15 protein-coding genes are annotated in these 19415 nt (G+C 66.2%); 9 read left to right on the plus strand and 6 right to left on the minus strand.

What is annotated here, in order from left to right:
- Positions 1–406: 406 nt before the first annotated feature.
- The 4 genes from ACK6C6_RS03590 to ACK6C6_RS03605 are packed head-to-tail and all read left to right on the plus strand — an operon-like array spanning position 407 to position 5753.
- Positions 407–1432 (plus strand): adenosine deaminase, encoded by a 1026-nt coding sequence (locus tag ACK6C6_RS03590; RefSeq protein ID WP_209587725.1) that lies wholly within the window; start codon positions 407–409, stop codon positions 1430–1432.
- Positions 1433–1441: 9 nt separating this feature from the next.
- Entirely contained in the window at positions 1442–3973 is a 2532-nt protein-coding gene (locus tag ACK6C6_RS03595) for an ABC transporter permease (protein WP_409265931.1), read from the plus strand.
- Between the two features lie 58 nt (positions 3974–4031).
- The gene (locus tag ACK6C6_RS03600; RefSeq protein ID WP_409265932.1) at positions 4032–4436 is read left to right on the plus strand and encodes a group II truncated hemoglobin; all 405 of its coding nucleotides are present in this window, start codon (positions 4032–4034) and stop codon (positions 4434–4436) included.
- A gap of 3 nt (positions 4437–4439) precedes the next feature.
- Positions 4440–5753 (plus strand): DNA recombination protein RmuC, encoded by a 1314-nt coding sequence (locus ACK6C6_RS03605; protein ID WP_409265933.1) that lies wholly within the window; start codon positions 4440–4442, stop codon positions 5751–5753.
- A gap of 54 nt (positions 5754–5807) precedes the next feature.
- Here ACK6C6_RS03605 and ACK6C6_RS03610 read toward each other — a convergent pair whose 3' ends face one another.
- The 5 genes from ACK6C6_RS03610 to ACK6C6_RS03630 all read right to left on the minus strand — a co-directional run bounded on the left by ACK6C6_RS03610 (position 5808) and on the right by ACK6C6_RS03630 (position 14007).
- Positions 5808–6341 carry an REP-associated tyrosine transposase gene (locus ACK6C6_RS03610; protein WP_409265935.1) on the minus strand — a complete coding sequence of 178 codons (534 nt, stop codon included), beginning with the start codon at positions 6339–6341 and terminating at the stop codon, positions 5808–5810.
- Between the two features lie 84 nt (positions 6342–6425).
- Complete coding sequence (gene glp, locus ACK6C6_RS03615) at positions 6426–8297, minus strand: gephyrin-like molybdotransferase Glp (protein WP_409265936.1); 1872 nt, start codon at positions 8295–8297, stop codon at positions 6426–6428.
- Positions 8298–8309: 12 nt separating this feature from the next.
- Positions 8310–9419, minus strand: coding sequence for a GTP 3',8-cyclase MoaA (moaA, locus tag ACK6C6_RS03620; protein WP_409265937.1), 1110 nt, complete (start codon positions 9417–9419; stop codon positions 8310–8312).
- Positions 9412–10731 (minus strand): chromate efflux transporter, encoded by a 1320-nt coding sequence (gene chrA / locus ACK6C6_RS03625; protein ID WP_409265938.1) that lies wholly within the window; start codon positions 10729–10731, stop codon positions 9412–9414. Before chrA ends, moaA begins: the two co-directional genes overlap by 8 nt.
- 243 nt (positions 10732–10974) lie before the next feature.
- Positions 10975–14007, minus strand: coding sequence for an Rne/Rng family ribonuclease (locus ACK6C6_RS03630; RefSeq protein WP_409265940.1), 3033 nt, complete (start codon positions 14005–14007; stop codon positions 10975–10977).
- 674 nt (positions 14008–14681) lie between these two features.
- On the opposite strand from ACK6C6_RS03630, the gene ACK6C6_RS03635 reads away from it, so the two are divergent.
- The 4 genes from ACK6C6_RS03635 (at position 14682) to ACK6C6_RS03650 (ending at position 17855) form a co-directional block, all read left to right on the plus strand.
- Positions 14682–15671: an RluA family pseudouridine synthase gene (locus ACK6C6_RS03635; protein ID WP_409265941.1), complete on the plus strand. Its 990-nt coding sequence runs from the start codon at positions 14682–14684 to the stop codon at positions 15669–15671.
- A gap of 81 nt (positions 15672–15752) precedes the next feature.
- On the plus strand, positions 15753–16412 hold the full coding sequence (locus tag ACK6C6_RS03640) for an HAD-IIIA family hydrolase (RefSeq protein ID WP_281909926.1): 660 nt from the start codon (positions 15753–15755) through the stop codon (positions 16410–16412).
- Between the two features lie 2 nt (positions 16413–16414).
- Positions 16415–16789, plus strand: coding sequence for a Rieske 2Fe-2S domain-containing protein (locus ACK6C6_RS03645; protein ID WP_036214690.1), 375 nt, complete (start codon positions 16415–16417; stop codon positions 16787–16789).
- Between the two features lie 52 nt (positions 16790–16841).
- Entirely contained in the window at positions 16842–17855 is a 1014-nt protein-coding gene (locus ACK6C6_RS03650; protein WP_209587734.1) for a S49 family peptidase, read from the plus strand.
- 221 nt (positions 17856–18076) lie between these two features.
- On the opposite strand, the gene ACK6C6_RS03655 is transcribed toward ACK6C6_RS03650, so the two are convergent.
- Positions 18077–18358, minus strand: coding sequence for a hypothetical protein (locus ACK6C6_RS03655; RefSeq protein ID WP_409265944.1), 282 nt, complete (start codon positions 18356–18358; stop codon positions 18077–18079).
- Between the two features lie 310 nt (positions 18359–18668).
- On the opposite strand from ACK6C6_RS03655, the gene ACK6C6_RS03660 reads away from it, so the two are divergent.
- The gene (locus ACK6C6_RS03660) at positions 18669–19382 is read left to right on the plus strand and encodes a pseudouridine synthase (RefSeq protein WP_036214697.1); all 714 of its coding nucleotides are present in this window, start codon (positions 18669–18671) and stop codon (positions 19380–19382) included.
- Positions 19383–19415: the final 33 nt, after the last annotated feature.

A 19415-nucleotide genomic window follows, 5' to 3' on the forward strand; every position in this document is an offset into this window, starting at 1 on the left:
TGGCCGGTCCGGTCTCCCGTCGGTTGGAGAGCGTCTTTTTTGCGTTTGTGAAATTTATTATGTGCCTATTAGTTCCCGAAGTCAAAGCAGTGTCGTGCGCGCAGGTACTGCATATACAAGTGCTTGAACAGTATAAGAAAAGTCCGTTTTTGAGGGGCTTGGCGAGCACTGAAAATGCTCCCCGAAACCTCCCTTTTTCACGGTTCCGAAGCGGTTCGATTCGGCCCGCTTCAGGCTGCTTAAATATCAACTTTGTGAGCCGATAGTGCACGATATGCTCAAGCTGTGGCGCACGCAAACCGTCAATACGGATGCCTGTTTTCGCCTATGGCACAGAGGGCGGACGAGCATGCGTTACACTTGTCGGCCACGTCCCATCGAACACAGACCAGCGCCGGAGAACATCATGCTGCATCCCCAACTACGCAATATCCTGCAGAACATGCCGAAGGCAGAATTACACATCCACATCGAGGGTTCGCTGGAACCCGAGCTGATCTTTGCGCTGGCACAAAGAAATGGTGTATCGCTGCCTTACCCCTCGGTCGAGGCGTTGCGCCAGGCCTACGCTTTCAGCGACCTGCAGTCCTTCCTCGACATCTATTACGCCGGCGCCAGCGTGCTGCTGACCGAGCAGGATTTCTACGACATGACCGCCGCCTACCTGGCCCGCGCGCATGCCGACAATGTTCGGCACACCGAGATCTTCTTCGATCCGCAAACCCATACCGCGCGCGGCGTGCCCTTCGAGACCGTCATCAACGGCATCTGGCGCGCCTGCCAGGACAGTCCCATCAGCGCGACCCTGATCATGTGCTTCCTGCGCCACCTGTCCGAGGAGGAAGCGCTGGCCACACTGGACGAGGCGTTGCCTTACCGCGACAAATTCATCGGCGTCGGCCTGGACTCGTCCGAGGTCGGCCACCCGCCCGAGAAGTTCGCGCGCGTGTTCGAGCGCGCGCGCCAGCTCGGCCTGCGCCTGGTGGCGCATGCGGGCGAGGAGGGCCCCCCGGCCTACATCGAGAGCGCGCTGGACGTGCTCAAGGTCGAGCGCATCGACCATGGCGTGCGCACCCTCGAAAGCAGGGAACTGACCGAGCGCCTGGCGCGCGAGGGCATGGCGCTGACCGTCTGCCCGCTGTCGAACATCAAGCTGCGCGTGTTCGACGTGATGGGCAGCCACAACCTGCGCGAGCTGCTCGACGCCGGCCTGGCCGCCACCGTCAATTCGGACGACCCGGCCTATTTCGGCGGCTACATGAACGACAACTTCATCGCCGCCTTCGAGGCGCTACCGCTCGATGCCGGCCATGCGCGCCAGCTGGCCCGCAACAGCTTCGCCGCCTCCTTCCTCGACCCCGAGCGCAAGCGCGCCTTCCTCGCCGAGGTGGACGAGTTCTTCGCCAAGGCCAGTCCTGCCGCCACGGCATAAGGGATCACCATGTTCATCCAATCCCTCCGCATGACCGCGCGCGACTGGCGTGCGGGCGAGCTGCGTTTCCTGCTGGTGGCCCTGATCGTGGCGGTGTCGGCGCTGTCCTCGGTCGGCTTCTTCATCGACCGCATGCGCGCCGGCCTGAACCGCGACGCGCACCAGCTGCTGGGCGCCGACCTCCTGGTCAATGCCGACGATCCGATCCAGCAGCGCTGGAAGGACGAGGCGAAGCGGCGCGGCCTGCTGGTCGCCGAAACGGCCGCCTTCCAGAGCATGGCGCAGGCCGGCGAGGGCGAAGCCTCGATGGCGCAGCTGTCCGCGGTAAAGGCGGTGTCGGACGGCTACCCGCTGCGTGGCCAGCTCAGCATCAGCACCAATCCCGACGACGCCAGCCGCGCCATCGGACAGAAAACCCGGGACACGCCGGCGCCCGGCACCGTCTGGGTCGACGCCAACCTGCTGCCGGCGCTGCGCACCGGGGTAGGCGGCAGCATCCAGCTGGGCGACAAGCAGTTCCGCATCGCCCAGCTGATCGCCACCGAACCCGACAAGGGCGCGGGCTTCTCCAACTTCGCGCCGCGCGTGATGCTGTCGCTGCAGGACCTGCCGGCCACCGGGCTGGTGGACGCGTTCTCGCGCGTCACCTACCGGCTGCAGGTGGCCTCGACCTCGAAGAACGACATGTCCAGCGTGGCCGCCTTCGAAAAATGGCTGCGCGCCGACATCGCCACGCGCAACGTGCGCGGCGTGCGCATCGAGACGCTCGAGAACGGCCGCCCCGAGATGCGCGCCACGCTCGACCGCGCCGACAGCTTCCTGTCGCTGGTCGGCCTGCTGTCGGCGATGCTGGCCGCGGTGGCGGTCGCGATGGCGGCGCGCCGCTTCATGCAGCGCCACCTGGACGCCTGCGCCATGCTGCGCTGCCTCGGCATGACCCAGAACCAGGTCGGCGCGCTCTACCTGATCGAATTCGCCATTGTCGGCCTGGCTGGCAGCATACTGGGCGTGGCGGTCGGCTTCGGTGCCCACTTCATCCTGATCCAGATGATCGGCAACCTGCTGCCGCCGGACCTGCCGCCGGTGTCGCCCCTGCCTGCGCTGCAGGGCATCGCCACCGGCCTGCTGCTGCTGGTCGGCTTCGCGCTGCCGCCGGTCCTTCAGCTGCGCAACGTGCCGCACAACCGCGTCATCCGGCGCGAAGCGGCAAGCCCGCAGCCGCTGGCGCTGGCCACCTATGGCCTGGGCGTCGGCGTGTTCCTGGCGCTGCTGCTGTGGCAGGCCGGCGACACCAGGCTGGCATTGATGACGGCCGGCGGCTTCCTCGGCGGCCTGGGCCTGTTCGCCCTGGTCGCCTGGCTCGGCCTGCGCCTGCTGCGCCAGCTGCGCGGCGCCTCGAAAAACCAGAGCTGGCGCTTCGCCATCACCTCGCTGCAACGCCGTCCCGGCGCCACCGTGGTGCAGGTGGTGTCGCTGTCGCTCGGCCTGATGGCGCTGCTGCTGCTCACCGTGGTGCGCGGCGACCTGATGTCCGCCTGGCGCACGGCCACGCCGCCGGATGCGCCGAACCGCTTCATCATCAACATCCAGCCCGAGCAGGCGCAGGGCGTCGAGCAGCAGCTGCGCGGGGCCGGGGTGCAGAACGTGTTCCTGTACCCGATGATCCGCGGCCGCCTGACCCACATCAACGGCGACCTGCTCACCCGCAACAGCTTCCAGAACGGCGAAGCGCGCCGCCTGGCCGAGCGCGAGTTCAACCTGTCGACGGTAGCAAGCCTGCCCGAGACCAACGAGATCGTCGCCGGCAGCTGGTACAAGGATGGCCCGGGCGTGGCCGAGGCCTCGGTGGAGCAGAGCCTGGCCACCCGGCTGGGCCTGAAGCTGGGCGACGTCATGCGCTTCGACATGGCCGGGATGCCGGTGGAGGCGAAGGTGACCAGCCTGCGCAAGCTCGAGTGGGGCTCGATGCGCGCCAACTTCTTCGTCATCATCAACCCGCAGGCGATGGCGAACGCGCCGAAGAGCTTCATGACGGCCTTCCACCTCCCTGGCAGCGCCGGAAACCTCACCAACAGCCTGACCCGCGCCTATCCGAACCTGACCGTGATCGACGTCTCCGGCATCATCCGCCAACTGCAGGAAGTGCTCGACCAGGTGGTGGTGGCGGTCGAGTTCCTGTTCATGTTCACGCTCGCCTCCGGCGTGCTGGTGCTGTACGCGGCCCTGATGGGATCGCAGTCGGAACGCACCCGCGAAGCCGGCCTGCTGCGCGCGCTCGGCGCCACCCGCGGGCAACTGGCGACGGCGCAGCGGATCGAGTTCGTGCTGGTCGGCGGCCTGTCCGGCGTGCTGGCGGCGACTGGCGCGGCGGCCATGGGCTGGGTGCTGGCCGAGTACGTGTTCAAGTTCCCCTGGAAGTTCGAGCCGCAGGTGTGGCTGGCCGGCGTGGTCGTGGGCGCCGTCTGCGCGCTGGTCGGCGGCTGGCTGGGGCTGCGCAGCGTGCTACGGCAGCCCCCGCTGCAGACTCTGCGCGAAGCTTGAATGCAACAACGCATTGCCGGGGTGGCCAGTGGCCATCCCGGCGCGCTATCATGGCGGCATGTCCGAACCGAATACCCTTGACACACAAACCCTCTACAAGGTGATGGGCGGCGCCGAGCGCCTGCGCGAACTGGTCGACCGCTTCTACGACCTGATGCAGCTGGAACCTGAATTCGCCGGCATCCACGCCATGCACCCGCAACCCAACGACAGCTCGCGCGAAAAGCTGTTCATGTTCCTGTCCGGCTGGATGGGCGGTCCCGATCTCTTCGTCGAACGCTACGGCCACCCGCGCCTGCGCGCGCGACACCTAGGGTTCGCCATCGGCACCAAGGAGCGCGACCAGTGGCTGCGCGCCATGGCCTGGGCAATGGAAGACCTGGGCTACGACGAAGACCTGCGCATGCGCCTGATGCAGTCTTTCTACAACACTGCCGACTGGATGCGGAACAAGGCCGACTGACGCATGGGTATCGCCGAACTCCTGATCCTGGCGGCGCTCGCTGTCGTCATCGCCCTGCAGGTGCTCCTGCTGTCGCGCGCACGTGCCAACGGCGACGGCCGCCACATCGAGCGCCTGGAGCGCGAGCTGCGGCTCGAGATGCAATCCACCGCGCAGGCCACGCGCCAGGAAGTGGCGGGGCACATGGGCCAGTACCATGCCGCTAGCGTGCAGCAGTTCGACGGCATGCGCCAGCAGATGCAGCTGCAATCGAGCGCCGGCCGCGAAGAGCAGGCGCGCGCCCTGAAGCGCTTCGCCGATACCCTGCAGCTGACCCTGTCGAACCTGACCGAATCGAACGCCCAGCGCATGCTGGAAGTGCGCGGCACGCTGGAAACCAAGATCCGCGACCTGCAGAACGATAACGCCAAGCGCCTCGAGGAGATGCGCCAGACCGTCGACGAGAAGCTGCACGCGACCCTGGAGACGCGCCTGACGGAGAGCTTCAAACAGGTCAGCGAGCGCCTGGAAAAGGTGCATCAGGGCCTGGGCGAGATGCAGCAGCTGGCGATCGGCGTGGGCGACCTCAAGCGAGTGCTCACCAACGTCAAGACCCGCGGCACCTGGGGCGAAGTGCAGCTCGAGATGCTGCTCGAGCAGGTCCTCACCGTCGACCAGTACGCCAAGAACGTCGAGACCATCGCGGGCAGCGGCGCACGGGTCGAGTTCGCGATCAAGCTGCCCGGCGTGGTCGATGGCGGCCCGCCGCTGTGGCTGCCGATCGACGCCAAGTTCCCGAAGGAGCAGTACGAACGCCTGCTGGAAGCGGCCGAGATGGCCGATGCCGAAGGCGTGGCGCGCGCCGGCGCCGAGCTGGAACGCGCCGTGCGGGTGGAAGCGAAGACGATCTGCGAAAAGTACGTGTCGCCGCCGCAGACCACCGATTTCGCGATCCTGTTCCTCCCGACCGAAGGCCTGTACGCCGAGGTGATGCGTCGCCCCGGCCTGGCCGACGACCTGCAGCGTGCGCTGCGCGTGACGATCGCCGGCCCGTCGACCCTGAGCGCGCTGCTCAACAGCCTGCAGATGGGCTTCCGTACGCTGGCGCTGGAGAAGCGCTCGTCCGAGGTGTGGCAGGTGCTGGGTGCGGTGAAGACCGAGTTCACCAAGTTCGGCGACGTGCTGGCCACCACCAAGGCGACGCTGGAGAAGGCCGCCAAGAACATCGAAAGCGCCGAAGTGCGCAGCCGCCAGATGGCGCGCAAGCTGAAGTCGGTGGAAGCGCTGCCGAGCGAGGCGGCGCAGCTGATGCTCGGTTCGGAGTCGCAGGACCCGTAGGGTGGGCGGCTTTGCCGCCCACGCGGTCAGCCGGCGCAAGCGCCGTCGCTGCGCTTATTCGAAGCGCATATCTTCGCATGCAGGATTGCCGCCCCAATCCGGAGCATATATTCCCGCCCGAACGTAGCGTGCGAACGTCGAGTACGGCCACGCTGACGCTGCCTTGACCAAGCCATGCTTGACTGGATTGAAATGGATGTAGTCGACGTGTCGCTCCATATCGACTTCGTCCCGAATCTGATGCTCCCAGAATCGCCGCTGCCAGATCGGCGCCTCGCGTTGGCGTCGTCTCGATAGCGATAGTGTCGCCTCGTACAAATCACGGCACTTGTAGGACACTTCATGCTTGATCTGTGACCAGCGTGTAGAAAAATTCATGTCGCCATCTGGCAGCGTCCAAATGCAGTGAAGGTGATCTGGCATGAGGACTATCGCACCGATCTGGAACGGTAGGCGAAGACGTACCTTCTCGATGGCAGAACGCAGAGCCTCGCGTACGGGCTCATTGCAAAGGATGGGGCGCCGGCCATGGGTGACGACCGTGAAAAAGAATGATGTACCCGTTATGGCGCGGCGGTAGCAAGACATCGGCGCATAGTACGGCAGCGCCGGATAAAAGATGTGTGGTCGATCAAACGTGAGTTGGCCGCGTGGGCGGCGAAGCCGCCCACCCTACATTAATCCCTCGAACACGAGCACATCGACCATGTCGCCCGCCGCGACATTGCCCTGCTCGTCGTGCAGCACCACCATGCAGTTCGCCTCGGACATCGAGCGCAGGATGCCCGAGCCCTGCGAGCCCGTGATGCGCACTTCCGGCTGGCCATCCGCGCCAGGCGCCAGGATGCCGCGCTGGTATTCGGTGCGCCCTAGCTTCTTGCGGATCGCGCCGCCTGAGCGCGCGCGCAGCAGCGGCAGCGGGGCTTCGGCGCCCATCATGCGCAGCAGGGCCTCGCGCGCGAAGAAGTAGAAGGACACCATCACCGCCACCGGATTGCCCGGCAGCCCGAACAGGAAAGCGCTGCGGCCATTCGAATGGACGCGGCCGAAGGCCAGCGGGCGTCCGGGACGCATGCCGATCTTCCAGAAGGTCACGTCGCCGAGCCTGGCCATGATCTGCTTGGTGTAGTCGGCCGCGCCGACCGACACGCCGCCCGAGGTGATGATGGCGTCCGCGTTCTCGCAGGCGCTGCGCAGCGCCTCTTCCAGCGCCAGCGGGTCGTCGCGCACCACGCCCATGTCGATGATGTCGCAACCCAGGCGCTGCAGCATGCCGTAGATGGTGTAGCGGTTGCTGTCGTAGACGCAGCCTTCACCCAGCGGCTCGCCGACCGAGCGCAGTTCGTCGCCGGTCGAGAAGAAGGCCACGCGCAGGCGGCGCTGCACCGCGACTTCGGCTATGCCCAGCGAGGCCATCATGCCGAGATCGGCGGGGCGCACCACGCGGCCCGCTTTCAAGGCCGCGCTGCCGGCCTTCAGGTCTTCGCCGGCGAAGCGGCGGTTGTCGCCCGCGCGGATCACGCCCGCGGGCAGGGTGACGGTCTCGCCTTCCTGGGTGACGAATTCCTGCGGCACGACGCTGTCGCAGCCTTCCGGCATGACACCGCCCGTCATGATGCGCACGCACTCGCCCGCGACAGGAACCAGGCCGGAAGCATTGCCGGCGTAGGTCGTGCCGATCACACGCAGCGTCACCGGCGCGTCGGCGCGCAGGTCCTCGCCGCGCAGCGCGAAACCGTCCATGGCCGAATTGTCGTGGGCCGGCACGTTGATCGGCGAGATCACGTCCTTGGCGAGCACGCGACCGAGCGCGGCGCGCAGCGCGACTTTTTCCACCGCGCGCACCGGCTGCACGAACTCGCGGATGATGCGCTGGGCGTCGCGCACGGGCAGGGCGTCGGGATCGTAGCCGGACAGGCAGCTGGTCACCTTCGCCAGGCTCAGGGGCAAGGTGTCGTCGAAGCCTTGCAGTTCTTCCAGCGTGTTGATGTTGCGGAAAGCGTCGGCATCCTCGAACAGCACCTCGACCGCCTTCAGGTCCTTGTACCAGCCGTCCATGCGGCGTCCGCCCTCGAGCAGGTATCGCGACAGCACCGGCAGCCGGCTCGCCTTCACCAGGCAGAACACCGGATGGGGCTGGGGCCGCATGCCCGGCTCCTGCGTGACGGCAAAGGCGAGGTCCGCATCGTTTTCTTTGACCGCGGCGGCCAATCGCTCGGCCAGGTCCAGCGGCAGGAAGGGCGAATCGCAGGGCACCGCCAGCAGCCAGGGCGTGACGCAGTGGCGCAGGCCGGCTTCCAGGCCCGCCAGCGGTCCGGCGAAGCCGGGCGTTTCGTCCTGCCAGACTGGTGCGGCCAGCTCCAGCCAGCTGTCGATGTTGCGGTTGGCGTTGACCATGACCGAGCCGACCTGCGGCAGCAGGCGCTCGATCGCGTGCTGCGCCATCGGTTTGCCGCGGAAGGGCTGCAGGCCCTTGTCCACATTGCCCATGCGCGAGCCACGGCCGCCCGCCAGGATGAGTCCCGTGATGAGTTTCTTGTCCATGTGAGCCCGAAATTAACCGCCGATGTACGACATCTCGACCTTCTTGCCGCCGCGCGCCAGCCCCGACGACTCGACGGTGCGCGTTTCCGAGTAGCGGTCGGCGCGCCCGCGCCACAGCTGGGCGATCGCACCCGCGATGTCCGCGTCGCTGCGTTCGCCGCGCAGCAGGGAGCGCAGGTCGTGGCCGCGGGTGGCGAACAGGCAGGTGTAGAGCTTGCCCTCGGTGGACAGGCGCAGGCGGGTGCAGTCGTGGCAGAAGGCTTGCGTGACGCTGGAGATCACGCCGACTTCGCCGCTGCCGTCCAGGTAGCGCCAGCGGGCGGCGGTCTCGCCGCTGTAGTTGGCGGCAAGCGGAGCGAGCGGCAATTCAAGCCCGATCCGGCGCACCACCTCGGCGGAAGGGATGACTTCGTCCATGTTCCAGCCGTTCGAGGCGCCCACGTCCATGTATTCGATGAAGCGCAGGATGAAGGGCGAACCCTTGAAGTGGCGCGCCATCGGCAGGATCTGGTCCTCGTTGGTGCCGCGCTTGACCACCATGTTGACCTTGATCGGCCCCAGTCCGGCGGCGTGCGCCGCGTCCAGGCCGTGCAGCACGTCGGCCACCGCAAAGTCGACGTCGTTCATGCGCCGGAACACCGTGTCGTCGAGCGCGTCGAGCGAGACCGTGACGCGGTCCAGGCCGGCATCCTTCAGGGCTTGGGCCTTGCGCGCCAGCAGCGAGCCGTTGGTGGTGAGCGTGAGGTCGAGCGGGCGCCCGCTGGGCGTGCTCAGGGAACGCAGCATGCCGACCAGGCCTTCGAGGTTCTTGCGCAGCAGCGGCTCGCCGCCGGTCAGGCGGATCTTCTCGACGCCGTGGGCGATGAACAGGCGCGCCACGCGCGTGATTTCTTCGAAGGAGAGCAGGTCGCCGTGCGGCAGGTAGGCGTAGTCCTTGTCGAAGACCTCTTTCGGCATGCAGTAGACGCAGCGGAAGTTGCAGCGGTCGGTCACCGAGATGCGCAGGTCGTGCAGCGGCCGGCCCAGGGCGTCCAGGAGCAGGCCGCTTGGCGCTTCCGGCGCACCCGGGACCGCCATCGCGGGCGAACGCAGGTCGGTAATCGGAATGATTTTGTCAGGCATGCCAATACGATAGCACGACCCCCGCCAGCGCACAGACGGCGATCAGCGTGATCGGCCCCACCTTGTAGCGCAGCAGGGCGAGGCTGGCGGCGGCGCCGATGGCGATCGCCGCCGGCCGGACCTGGCCGCCGGCAAAGAACACGTGCTGGCCGAAGAACACGGCCAGGCTGGCGACCACCCCGACCACGGCGGCGGAGATCGCGGTCAGCGGCGCCGTCAGCCGCACGTTGCCGCGCCCCGACTCGACCAGCGGTCCGCCGGCCAGGATGAAGACGAACGAGGGCAGGAAGGTGAACAGGCTTGCTACCAGTGCGCCGGCGATGCCGCCAAGGGCCAGCGCGTCCGGGCCGAACAGCGCATGGGTCCAGCCGCCGACGAAGCCGACGAAGGCCACGATCATGATCAGGGGACCGGGCGTGGTCTCGCCCAGTGCCAGCCCGTCGATCATCTGGGTGGCGCTGAGCCAGCCGTACTGCTCGACCGCGCCCTGCACCACGTAGGGCAGCACGGCATAGGCGCCGCCGAAGGTCATCAGGGCGGCCTTGGTGAAGAACCAGCCCATGCGCGCCAGCGTCCCATCCACGCCATACACGGCGGCGAGCACGAGCCAGGCGGCGAGCGCCAGGCCGATGCCGATGAGCAGGACCTTGGCCAGGGCGCGCAACGAGAAGCGGGCGTGCGCCGGGCTGGGGGTATCGTCGTCGATCAGGGCCGGGCCGTAGTGCTTGCGGTCGGCCGGGTGTCCGCCGCCGGGCTGGAAGCGCTGCGGCCAGAGACGGCCGCCAATGAGGCCGGCCGTTGCTGCGCCCAGCACGATCAGCGGGAAGGGAATGTCGAGCAGGGCGATGGCGACGAAGGCCAGCGCGGCGATGGCGGCGAGCATGCCGTTGCGCAGGGTGCGCGTGCCGATGCGCCAGGCGGCGGCGATGACGATCGCCACCACGGCCGGCTTGATGCCGGCCATGATGCCCGCGATGACCGGCAGGTGGCCCCAGGTGAGGTAGATCCAGGACAGGCTGGTCAGGAGGACCAGCGAGGGCAGGATGAACAGCAGCCCGGCCAGGATGCCGCCCCAGGTGCGGTGCAGGAGCCAGCCGATGTAGACCGCCAGCTGGGTCGCCTCGGGGCCGGGCAGCAGCATGCAGTAGTTCAGGGCGTGCAGGAAGCGCTGCTCGGAAATCCAGCGGCGTCGTTCGACCAGTTCGCCGTGCATCAGGGCGATCTGGCCGGCGGGGCCGCCGAAGCTGATGAAGCCGAGCTTGAGCCAGTAGAGCAGGGCTTCGCGGAAGCTGATGGGGGCGGGGGCTTGCATGCTTGTTATCGTAACCCAGCAATATGACTTGTTGCTTGCGTGGTAGGGGCAGGGTCAAGGTGCAGTAGGTGCAGGGTCAGGTCTGACATTTGGACACGGGCTCGGCAATACAAGCAACTTACGCTTGAGTTCGTGTCCGATTGTCAGACCTGACCCCGATGTTTGACCCCAATGTTTCGATGCGCAAAACAAAAAAGGGAAGCCCAGTGGGCTTCCCTTTTCGCTACGCCAGCAAGCTAGCGCTTACTGGCGCGTATCCACCTGGATCAGCGGCTCGTCCACCGGCACCTGGACCGGCTTGCGGGCGCGGCCGACGCGCTGCGGAGGATTGGCCTGGGCGGCGGCTTCCTGGGCGGCGCGCAGCTTTTCCGGATCGGTCGATGCGAGCTGCAGGCCGGCCTTGGACAGCAGGTCGTTCATGTCGATCGGCGCGGCGCTCGGTGCAGGAGCAGGTGCCGGAGCAGCGGCGACGGGCGCCGGGGCTGCCTGCACAGGCTCGGCAGCCACCGGAGCCACCGGAGCGACCGGCGCAGCCGGTGCTTCAGCCACAGGCGCCGGTGCCGGCTCTGCAGCCGGGGCGGCCGGGGCCTTCAGGGCGGCCATCGAAGCCGCGGTCGGGAAGACCCACGGACCACGTTCCACTGCCGCAGCCGGGGCAGCTTCGGCAACCGGTGCCGGCGCGGCAACCGGAGCCGGTGCAGCCGCAGCAGCCACGGCGTCCACTTCGGCCTTCGCCTTGGCAGCCACCGATGCCGCGGTCGGGAAGGGCCACGGGCCTTGCTCGGCGGCAGCCTTGGCCTTCGGCGCAGCCTTGGCTGCGGCCGCAACCTTCGCGGCTTCTTCGTCGGCGACCGGCGTGAAGGCCGGGGCGCCGTCGAGGCCTTCCGCCGATTCCATACCTTCGACCTGGTCACGGTCGCGGCGGTTGCGGTTGCGGCCACCGCGGCGGCGGCGGCGGCGCGGCTCGTCGCCGCCTTCGGCGTCCAGTTCCTCGCCGTTGGCGCCCGTTGCTGCCACTTTCACCGCATGGTCCAGCACGTCGCCGTGCGGGGTGGTGGTCGACAGTTCGCTTTCGTCACTCGGGGCCGGGACGGCCTGCAGCTTCAGCTCTTCCGCCTTGGCTTCGACCGGCTGCTGGACGGCGCGCTCGGTGCGCTCGCCACGCGGCTGGCGCGGTGCGCGTTCCTTGCGTTCGCCCGGCTCGCGCTCGGCGCGCGGCGCGGCCGCTGCGGTGTCGAGCTGCTCGCGCGGCTCGCGCGGTGCGCGTGCTTCGCGCGGCTCGCGCGGCTCACGCTTCTCGCGCGGCTGGCGGGCCGGCTTGGCGTCGGCTTCCACCGGCTTGACGCCTTCCTCGGTCTTGGCAGTCAGGTCGCGCTCGTCGCGGTCACGGCCACCCTTGGCGCCGCGGCCGTTGCGGGTGCGCTGGCCATTGCGGCCGCCGCGTTCGCCGCGCTCGGCTGCAGCGGCCGGTGCGGCCGGCTTTTCAACCACGACCGGTGCCGGCGCCGGTGCCGGCGGGATCGGCTCGCCCATGAAGAATTTCTTGATGCGGGCAAAGAAGCCCAGCTCGCTCGGTGCCGGTGCGGCTGGCGCCGGAGCCGCGACCGGGGCTGCCGGGGCGGCGGCCTTGGCCGGCTTGGCCGCTTCGCTGCGGTCCACCATCGGGGCCGGCTGGGCCGGGGTGATGGTCTTGACCACGGCTTCCTGGCGCGGCTTGGCTTCTTCCTTCTGGCGCTTGGCGAAGCCCATGTCGGTCTCGGCCGATTCCGCCATGGTGTAGCTGGCGGCGGCGTCTTCCAGGCGCGGGTCGTCGTGCTTGATGCGCTCGAGCTTGTAGTGCGGGGTGTCCAGATGCTTGTTCGGGATCAGGATCACGGTGATGCGGTGGCGGTTCTCGATCTTGAGCACTTCGCCGCGCTTTTCGTTCAGCAGGAAGGCGGCGACGTCGACCGGCACCTGCACGTGGATCGCGGCCGAGTTCTCCTTCATGGCCTCTTCCTGGATGATGCGCAGGACTTGCAGGGCCGAGGATTCGGTATCGCGGATGTGGCCGGTGCCCGAGCAGCGCGGGCAGGTCACGTGCGAGCCTTCCGACAGGGAAGGACGCAGGCGCTGGCGCGAGAGCTCCATGAGGCCGAAGCGCGAGATCTTGCCCATCTGGACGCGTGCACGGTCATGGTGCAGGGCTTCCTTCAGGCGGGTTTCCACCTCGCGCTGGTTCTTGGCCACTTCCATGTCGATGAAGTCGATCACGATCAGGCCGCCCAGGTCGCGCAGGCGCAGCTGGCGGGCCACTTCGTCGGCCGCTTCGCAGTTGGTGTTGAAGGCGGTGGTTTCGATGTCGGAGCCGCGCGTGGCGCGTGCCGAGTTGACGTCGATGGAGACCAGGGCTTCGGTGTGGTCGATGACGATCGCGCCGCCCGATGGCAGCGGCACGGTGCGCGCGTAGGCGGTCTCGATCTGGTGTTCGATCTGGAAGCGCGAGAACAGCGGCACGTCGTCGCTGTAGCGCTTCACGCGGTGCGCCATGTCCGGCATTACGTGCGACATGAATTGCTGCGCCTGGTCGAAAATCTCGTCGGTGTCGATCAGGACTTCGCCGATGTCCGGCTGGAAGTAGTCGCGGATTGCGCGGATCACCAGCGAGCTTTCCTGGTAGATCAGGAACGGACCGGCGGCCGACTTGCCGGCGCCTTCGATCGCGCGCCACAGCTGCATCAGGTAGTTCAGGTCCCACTGCAGTTCTTCGACCGTGCGGCCGATGCCGGCGGTGCGGGCGATGACCGACATGCCCTGCGGCAGGTCGAGCTTGTCCATGGTTTCGCGCAGTTCCTGGCGCTCTTCGCCTTCGACGCGGCGCGACACGCCGCCGCCGCGCGGGTTGTTCGGCATCAGGACCAGGTAGCGGCCGGCCAGCGAGATGAAGGAGGTCAGTGCGGCGCCCTTGTTGCCGCGTTCCTCTTTCTCGACCTGGACCATGATTTCCTGGCCTTCCTTGAGGGCTTCCTTGATCGTGCAGTTACGCACGTCGACGCCATCGCGGAAATAAGAACGGGCAACTTCTTTGAAGGGGAGGAAACCGTGGCGGTCTTCGCCGTAGGAAACGAAGCAGGCTTCGAGGGAGGGTTCGATGCGGGTGATGACACCCTTGTAGATATTGGACTTGCGTTGCTCGCGACCGGCGGTCTCGATATCGATGTCGATCAGCTTCTGGCCGTCGACAATCGCTACGCGCAGCTCCTCTTGCTGCGTAGCATTAAACAACATGCGTTTCATTTTTATTAACTCCGCGACCCGAAGGCCGTGTCATGCCGCGCTGGTTAGGCGCGGCGAAAGTACAGGGAATGTACGCGGAGAAGGAATGCTGGAGGGGGGAATACCCGGAACGGGGCAGGGCGACGCAATGCATCGCTGCCGCACGGGGCGCAGTGGAGTCGAACGTCATTGTCTACGCACGCCGCAACCAGCAGCTGGTCCGCCTGCCACCACGTTGGGGTGGGCACGGCGGAGACAGCGGGGCGGTGTGCAACAACGAGCCAAACCGTAGCCAGCGAACAACCGAGACTTCGATACCGAGGCGATCAATCAGCCTTCCGTAACGCTCAGCCTTCAGGTGAGGCTGACATCGGGTCGGGCCACAACGACAAGCGTTATCGACACCATCAACCGGCGAGCCGCGAACGGCGCGGCTTGCCGGTACTTATCCATACAAATCCAAACAGTCCATCCTGCATCCAGCCACCCAACCCGATTGCAACTGCAGGTGCAACCCTGATTCGCGCCTGAATGTGCGTACACGTTTTTTTCCACCGAATTTGCTCATGGCGGGGCCGGTGGAGCGCGCCCCTGTGTAAAATATCGTTTTAATTCTTACACCAGCAGAGGTTTGACCGCCGCCTGTCGATTATATATTCAAAATGAAGGACTTAGAGAGAATTTCTGGGAAGACAATGCGAACAGTGGTACAGAACGATGTTGTTCCCCCTTCATCACAGCCAACAATCCAGGCGCAGTTCGTGACAATCACCGAGGAAGAGGCCGGCCAGCGTATCGATAACTATCTGTTGCGCGTCTGCAAAGGCGTCCCGAAAAGCCACATCTACCGCATCCTCCGTTCGGGGGAAGTGCGGGTCAACAAGGGTCGCATCGACCAGCTGTACCGCCTCGTCGAAGGCGACCTGGTGCGCATTCCGCCGATCCGCATCGCCGAGAAGGCGAGCCAGCAGGCCACGCCCGGTGTCGAATTCCCGATCGTGTTTGAGGACACGCACCTGCTCGTCATCGACAAGCCGGCCGGCGTCGCCGTGCACGGCGGCTCGGGCGTGTCCTATGGCGTCATCGAGCAGCTGCGCGCGGCGCGGCCGCAGGCCAAGTTCCTGGAACTGGTGCACCGCCTCGACCGCGAGACTTCCGGATTGTTGCTCATTGCCAAGAAGCGCTCGGCACTGACCAACCTGCACGACCAGATGCGCGACGGCGTCACCGACAAGCGCTACCTTACCGCCGTCTACGGAGACTGGACCAACAAGCGCCAGCATGTAAAGCTCCCTTTACATAAATTCACGACGCCGGACGGCGAGCGCCGCGTGGTGGTGCAGGCCGGTGGCCAGGAAGCGCACACGGTGTTCAACCTGAAGCGCAAGTGGAAGGAATTCGCCCTGCTCGAAGCCGAGCTCAAGACCGGCCGCACGCACCAGATCCGCGTGCACCTGGCCTCGAGCGGCTTTCCGATCCTCGGTGACGAGAAATACGGCGATTTTGCATTGAACAAGCAGCTTCAGAAAGCAACTGCCGAGCGCGGGGCGCTCAAGCGCATGTTCCTGCACGCTTACCAGATCACCTTCACCCACCCCGACACCGGCCAGCCGCTGACCTTGCGCGCGCCGCTGCCGGCCGAGTGCGACCGATTCTTGGTAAGCTTGGGGCAACCGATTTCATGAAATCATGCGTGGGGTGGACGGGTGAAGCCGTCCGTACCGCCTAATATTAATAGGGGACCGGCAGCGCGGCTGCCGACAACAATGCCAAGAAAGCAATTTGACCTGATCGTTTTCGACTGGGACGGCACGCTGATGGACAGCACGGCGGCGATCGTCCGCTGTATCCAGTCGGCGGCCCGCGACCTCGGGCTGCCGGTGCCGAGCGACGCTTCGGCCTCGCACGTGATCGGCCTCGGCCTGTCCGAGGCCATGCAGGCGGTACTGCCCGACATCGACCCGGTGCTGTACCCGCGCATGGTGGAGCGCTACCGCTACCACTTCCTGACGAAGGACCACGAACTGGTGCTGTTCAAGGGCGTTCGCGAGATGTTGACCGATCTTGCGCAGCAGGGCTACTTCCTGGCTGTGGCCACGGGCAAGAGCCGCGTGGGCCTGAACCGCGCCATGAACGCGGCCGGCCTGCTAGCCATGTTCGACGCCACCCGCTGCGCCGACGAGACCTTCTCCAAGCCGCACCCGGCCATGCTGCAGGAACTGACGCGCGAACTGGGCCAGATTCTACGCCGTACCGTGATGATCGGCGACACCACCCACGACCTGATGATGGCGAACAATGCCGGCGCCGCCGGTATCGCGGTCGAATTCGGCGCCCATCCGGTGCACCAGCTGCAGGCCTGCAAGCCGATCTTCTCGGCCCGCTCGATCCCTGAGCTGCACACCTGGCTGCTGGAAAACGCGTAACGATGACCGACGATAGCAGCCTGTTCGTATGCGAAGCATCCGCGCTGCTCGACGGCGGCAAGGGTGTGCGCTTCCCGGTTATTGCCTTTGGGCATCCGGCGACCGGCTTTGTGGTACGTTATGCGGGTAAACCATTTGCTTACCTGAACCGTTGTGCGCACGTACCCATCGAACTCGACTGGTCGGAGGGCGATTTTTTCGAGTCGAGCGGCCTGTACCTGATGTGCGCGACCCACGGGGCGGTGTACCAGCCGGACACCGGCAAGTGCGCCGGCGGACCGTGCCGCGGCGGCCGGCTGCGGCCGATCGCCGTGAGCGAACGGGATGGCGGCATCTGGTGGCAGCCCGACGAGATGGTATGCGCGCCCGCGCCTTGAATAGCGCGGACGCTCCGCAGTGTAACAATATCGAAACCGGAATGTTGAGCGAATGAGCGAGCAAGCGAGTCACGACCACGATCCCTCCAGCCAGGCCGACAAGCGGCTTGCCGCCGATCCCAGCATCGGCAACTGGGAACGCGCGACCCTCGAAAAACTGGTGTTTGCCACCGTGCAGGAGCGCCGCGCCGCGCGCCGCTGGGGCATTTTCTTCAAGCTGAGCTTCCTGCTGGTCGCGATCCTGGCGCTGGCGACCTATTACGATTCCAGCATCGGCTTCGGCAGCGACGAAAACCTGGGCCGCCACACGGCCTTGATCGAAATCAACGGCGAGATCGAAGCCGAAGGCAGCGGCGCGGCCGACACCGTGATCCCCTCGCTGAACAAGGCCTTTTCCGACGCCGGTTCGGCCGCGGTGGTGCTGCGCATCGACAGCCCGGGCGGCAGCCCGGTGCAGGCCGGCATCATCGTCGACGAGATCCAGCGCCTCAAGCGCGGCTACCCGGACAAGCCCCTGTACGTGGTGGTGGACGAGATCTGCGCCTCGGGCGGCTACTACATCGCCTCGGCGGCCGATCGCATCTACGTGAACAAGGCCTCGATTGTCGGTTCGGTGGGTGTGCTGATGGACAGCTTCGGCTTTGTCGGCACCATGGAAAAGCTGGGCGTCGAGCGGCGCCTGCTCACCGCCGGCGAGAACAAGGGCTTCCTCGACCCGTTCAGCCCGCAGTCCGACAAGCACAAGGCGCACGCCCAGGCGATGCTGAACGAAATCCACCAGCAGTTCATCTCGGTGGTGCGCGCCGGCCGCGGCAAGCGCCTGAAGGAAACCCCGGAAACCTTCTCCGGTCTGTACTGGACCGGGGAACGCGCAGTGGCGATGGGCCTGGCCGACGGCTACGGCACCGTCGACACCGTGGCGCGCGACATCGTCAAGGCCGAGGATATCGTCGACTATACCGCCCACGAGGGCTTGCCGGAGCGTGTGCTGAAGAAATTCGGCGCGGCGGTGGGCAATGGCGCCGTGAAGGCTGCCTACAAGGGAGCTGTTCCGCAGCTTCGTTGATATTTTGCTTGCATCCTGCGGAACATGTTCTATATTGAGGTGGTGCGACTCGAGGGCGGACTGGCAAGGCCGCAAAGGTCATCGCCACCCGGATCGAGAGCCGTAACCCAACTGCACACCAGGTGCAGCTTCGAGAGAATTCAATTCCTCACAGTAGTGATCCTTCTCAGGAAGTGGAAACGACGGCCTCGGCCGTCGTTTTCATTTTACCGGGGCAGGAACTAGGTGCAGGTACCGATCTGCTGGGTATCGCCATCGCGCACCGGCTGGCAGCCGGCAGGCCGCGCAGCAGGCAGCGCACGGGAGACATCCTCGTACTGGCTGAAGCCGCCGCGATCGAGCCAGGCCTGGAAATCGCGCCGGGCAGCGGCATACCAGGCGGCACGCAGGGCGCACGTCGTGTCCGACGTGCCACCATGGTGCAGATGGGGAATATGGCCACCATGCTGCCAGCGCGACAGCGCCAGCCGGGTGGGGAACAGGGCAGCATGGAATCTGGCCATCTGGCGTCGCTCGGCAGGATCGGCTGCTTGCGGAAGAACTCCATCGGTCGGTTGCGCGTCGGTATGCACGGTCTTGTCCTATCAGTCTGGGCGAGGACGTATGCGTAAGATATCCTCGTGTCATTAGGTGGATTCCTAACGCGTTGAAGTCTATCAATCAGAATCTTCCTAGGCTTGACGCGCATCAAATGTGCGGAAGCATCCGAAGGCCTGTCGGAATATTACTTACCTCAAATGGGTAATCAGCGCCAGGGAAACGGGCGCGGGCGGCGCTTTGTCGGGACAGCCCCTTCTGTTAAAGTGGCGCCCCATGAGCAAACTATCCCTGGACCGGATCCTGCAATCGCAGGGATTCGGCACCCGCAAATACTGCCGCGCGCTGATCGAGGACGGCGACGTGCTGGTCAACGGCGCGGTCGAAGACAATTACAAGGCCACGTTCGATACGACCGACCTGGTGCTGACGGTGTTCGACGAGGAGTGGCGCTACCGCGAACACCTCTATCTCGCGCTGTACAAGCCGGCCAACTACGAGTGCTCGCGCAAGCCGAGCCACCACCCCGGCGTATTGACCCTGCTGCCCGAGCAGTTCGGGTGGCGCGAGGTGCAGCCGGTCGGCCGCCTCGACCACGACACCACCGGACTGCTCCTGATGTCGGACGACGGCCCCTTCATCCACGCCCAATCCTCGCCCAAGCGTCACGTGCCCAAGGTTTACCAGGCCACCACCGCCGAGCCGGTCACCGAGGCGCTGGTCGAGCAGATGCTGGCCGGCGTGCAACTGCACGACGAGCCGGCGCCGCTCAAGGCGGTCTCCTGCGTACAGCGCGGCGAGCACCTGCTCGAGATCGTGCTGGAGCAGGGCAAGTACCACCAGGTCAAGCGCATGCTGGCGGCCGCGGGCAACCATTGCAGCGCGCTGCACCGCTCGCAGATCGGCGGGCTGACGCTGGAATCGCTCGGGCTGAAGGAAGGGGAGTGGTGCTACCTGGAGCCGGAACAGCTGGCGCTGCTAGTGCCGTAGGGTGGGCGGCTACGCCGCCCACGCGGTGATAGT

Origin of the sequence: Massilia sp. BHUDP2 (assembly GCF_046236355.1) — a bacterium.
Classification (GTDB): Bacteria; Pseudomonadota; Gammaproteobacteria; order Burkholderiales; family Burkholderiaceae_D; genus Telluria; species Telluria varians.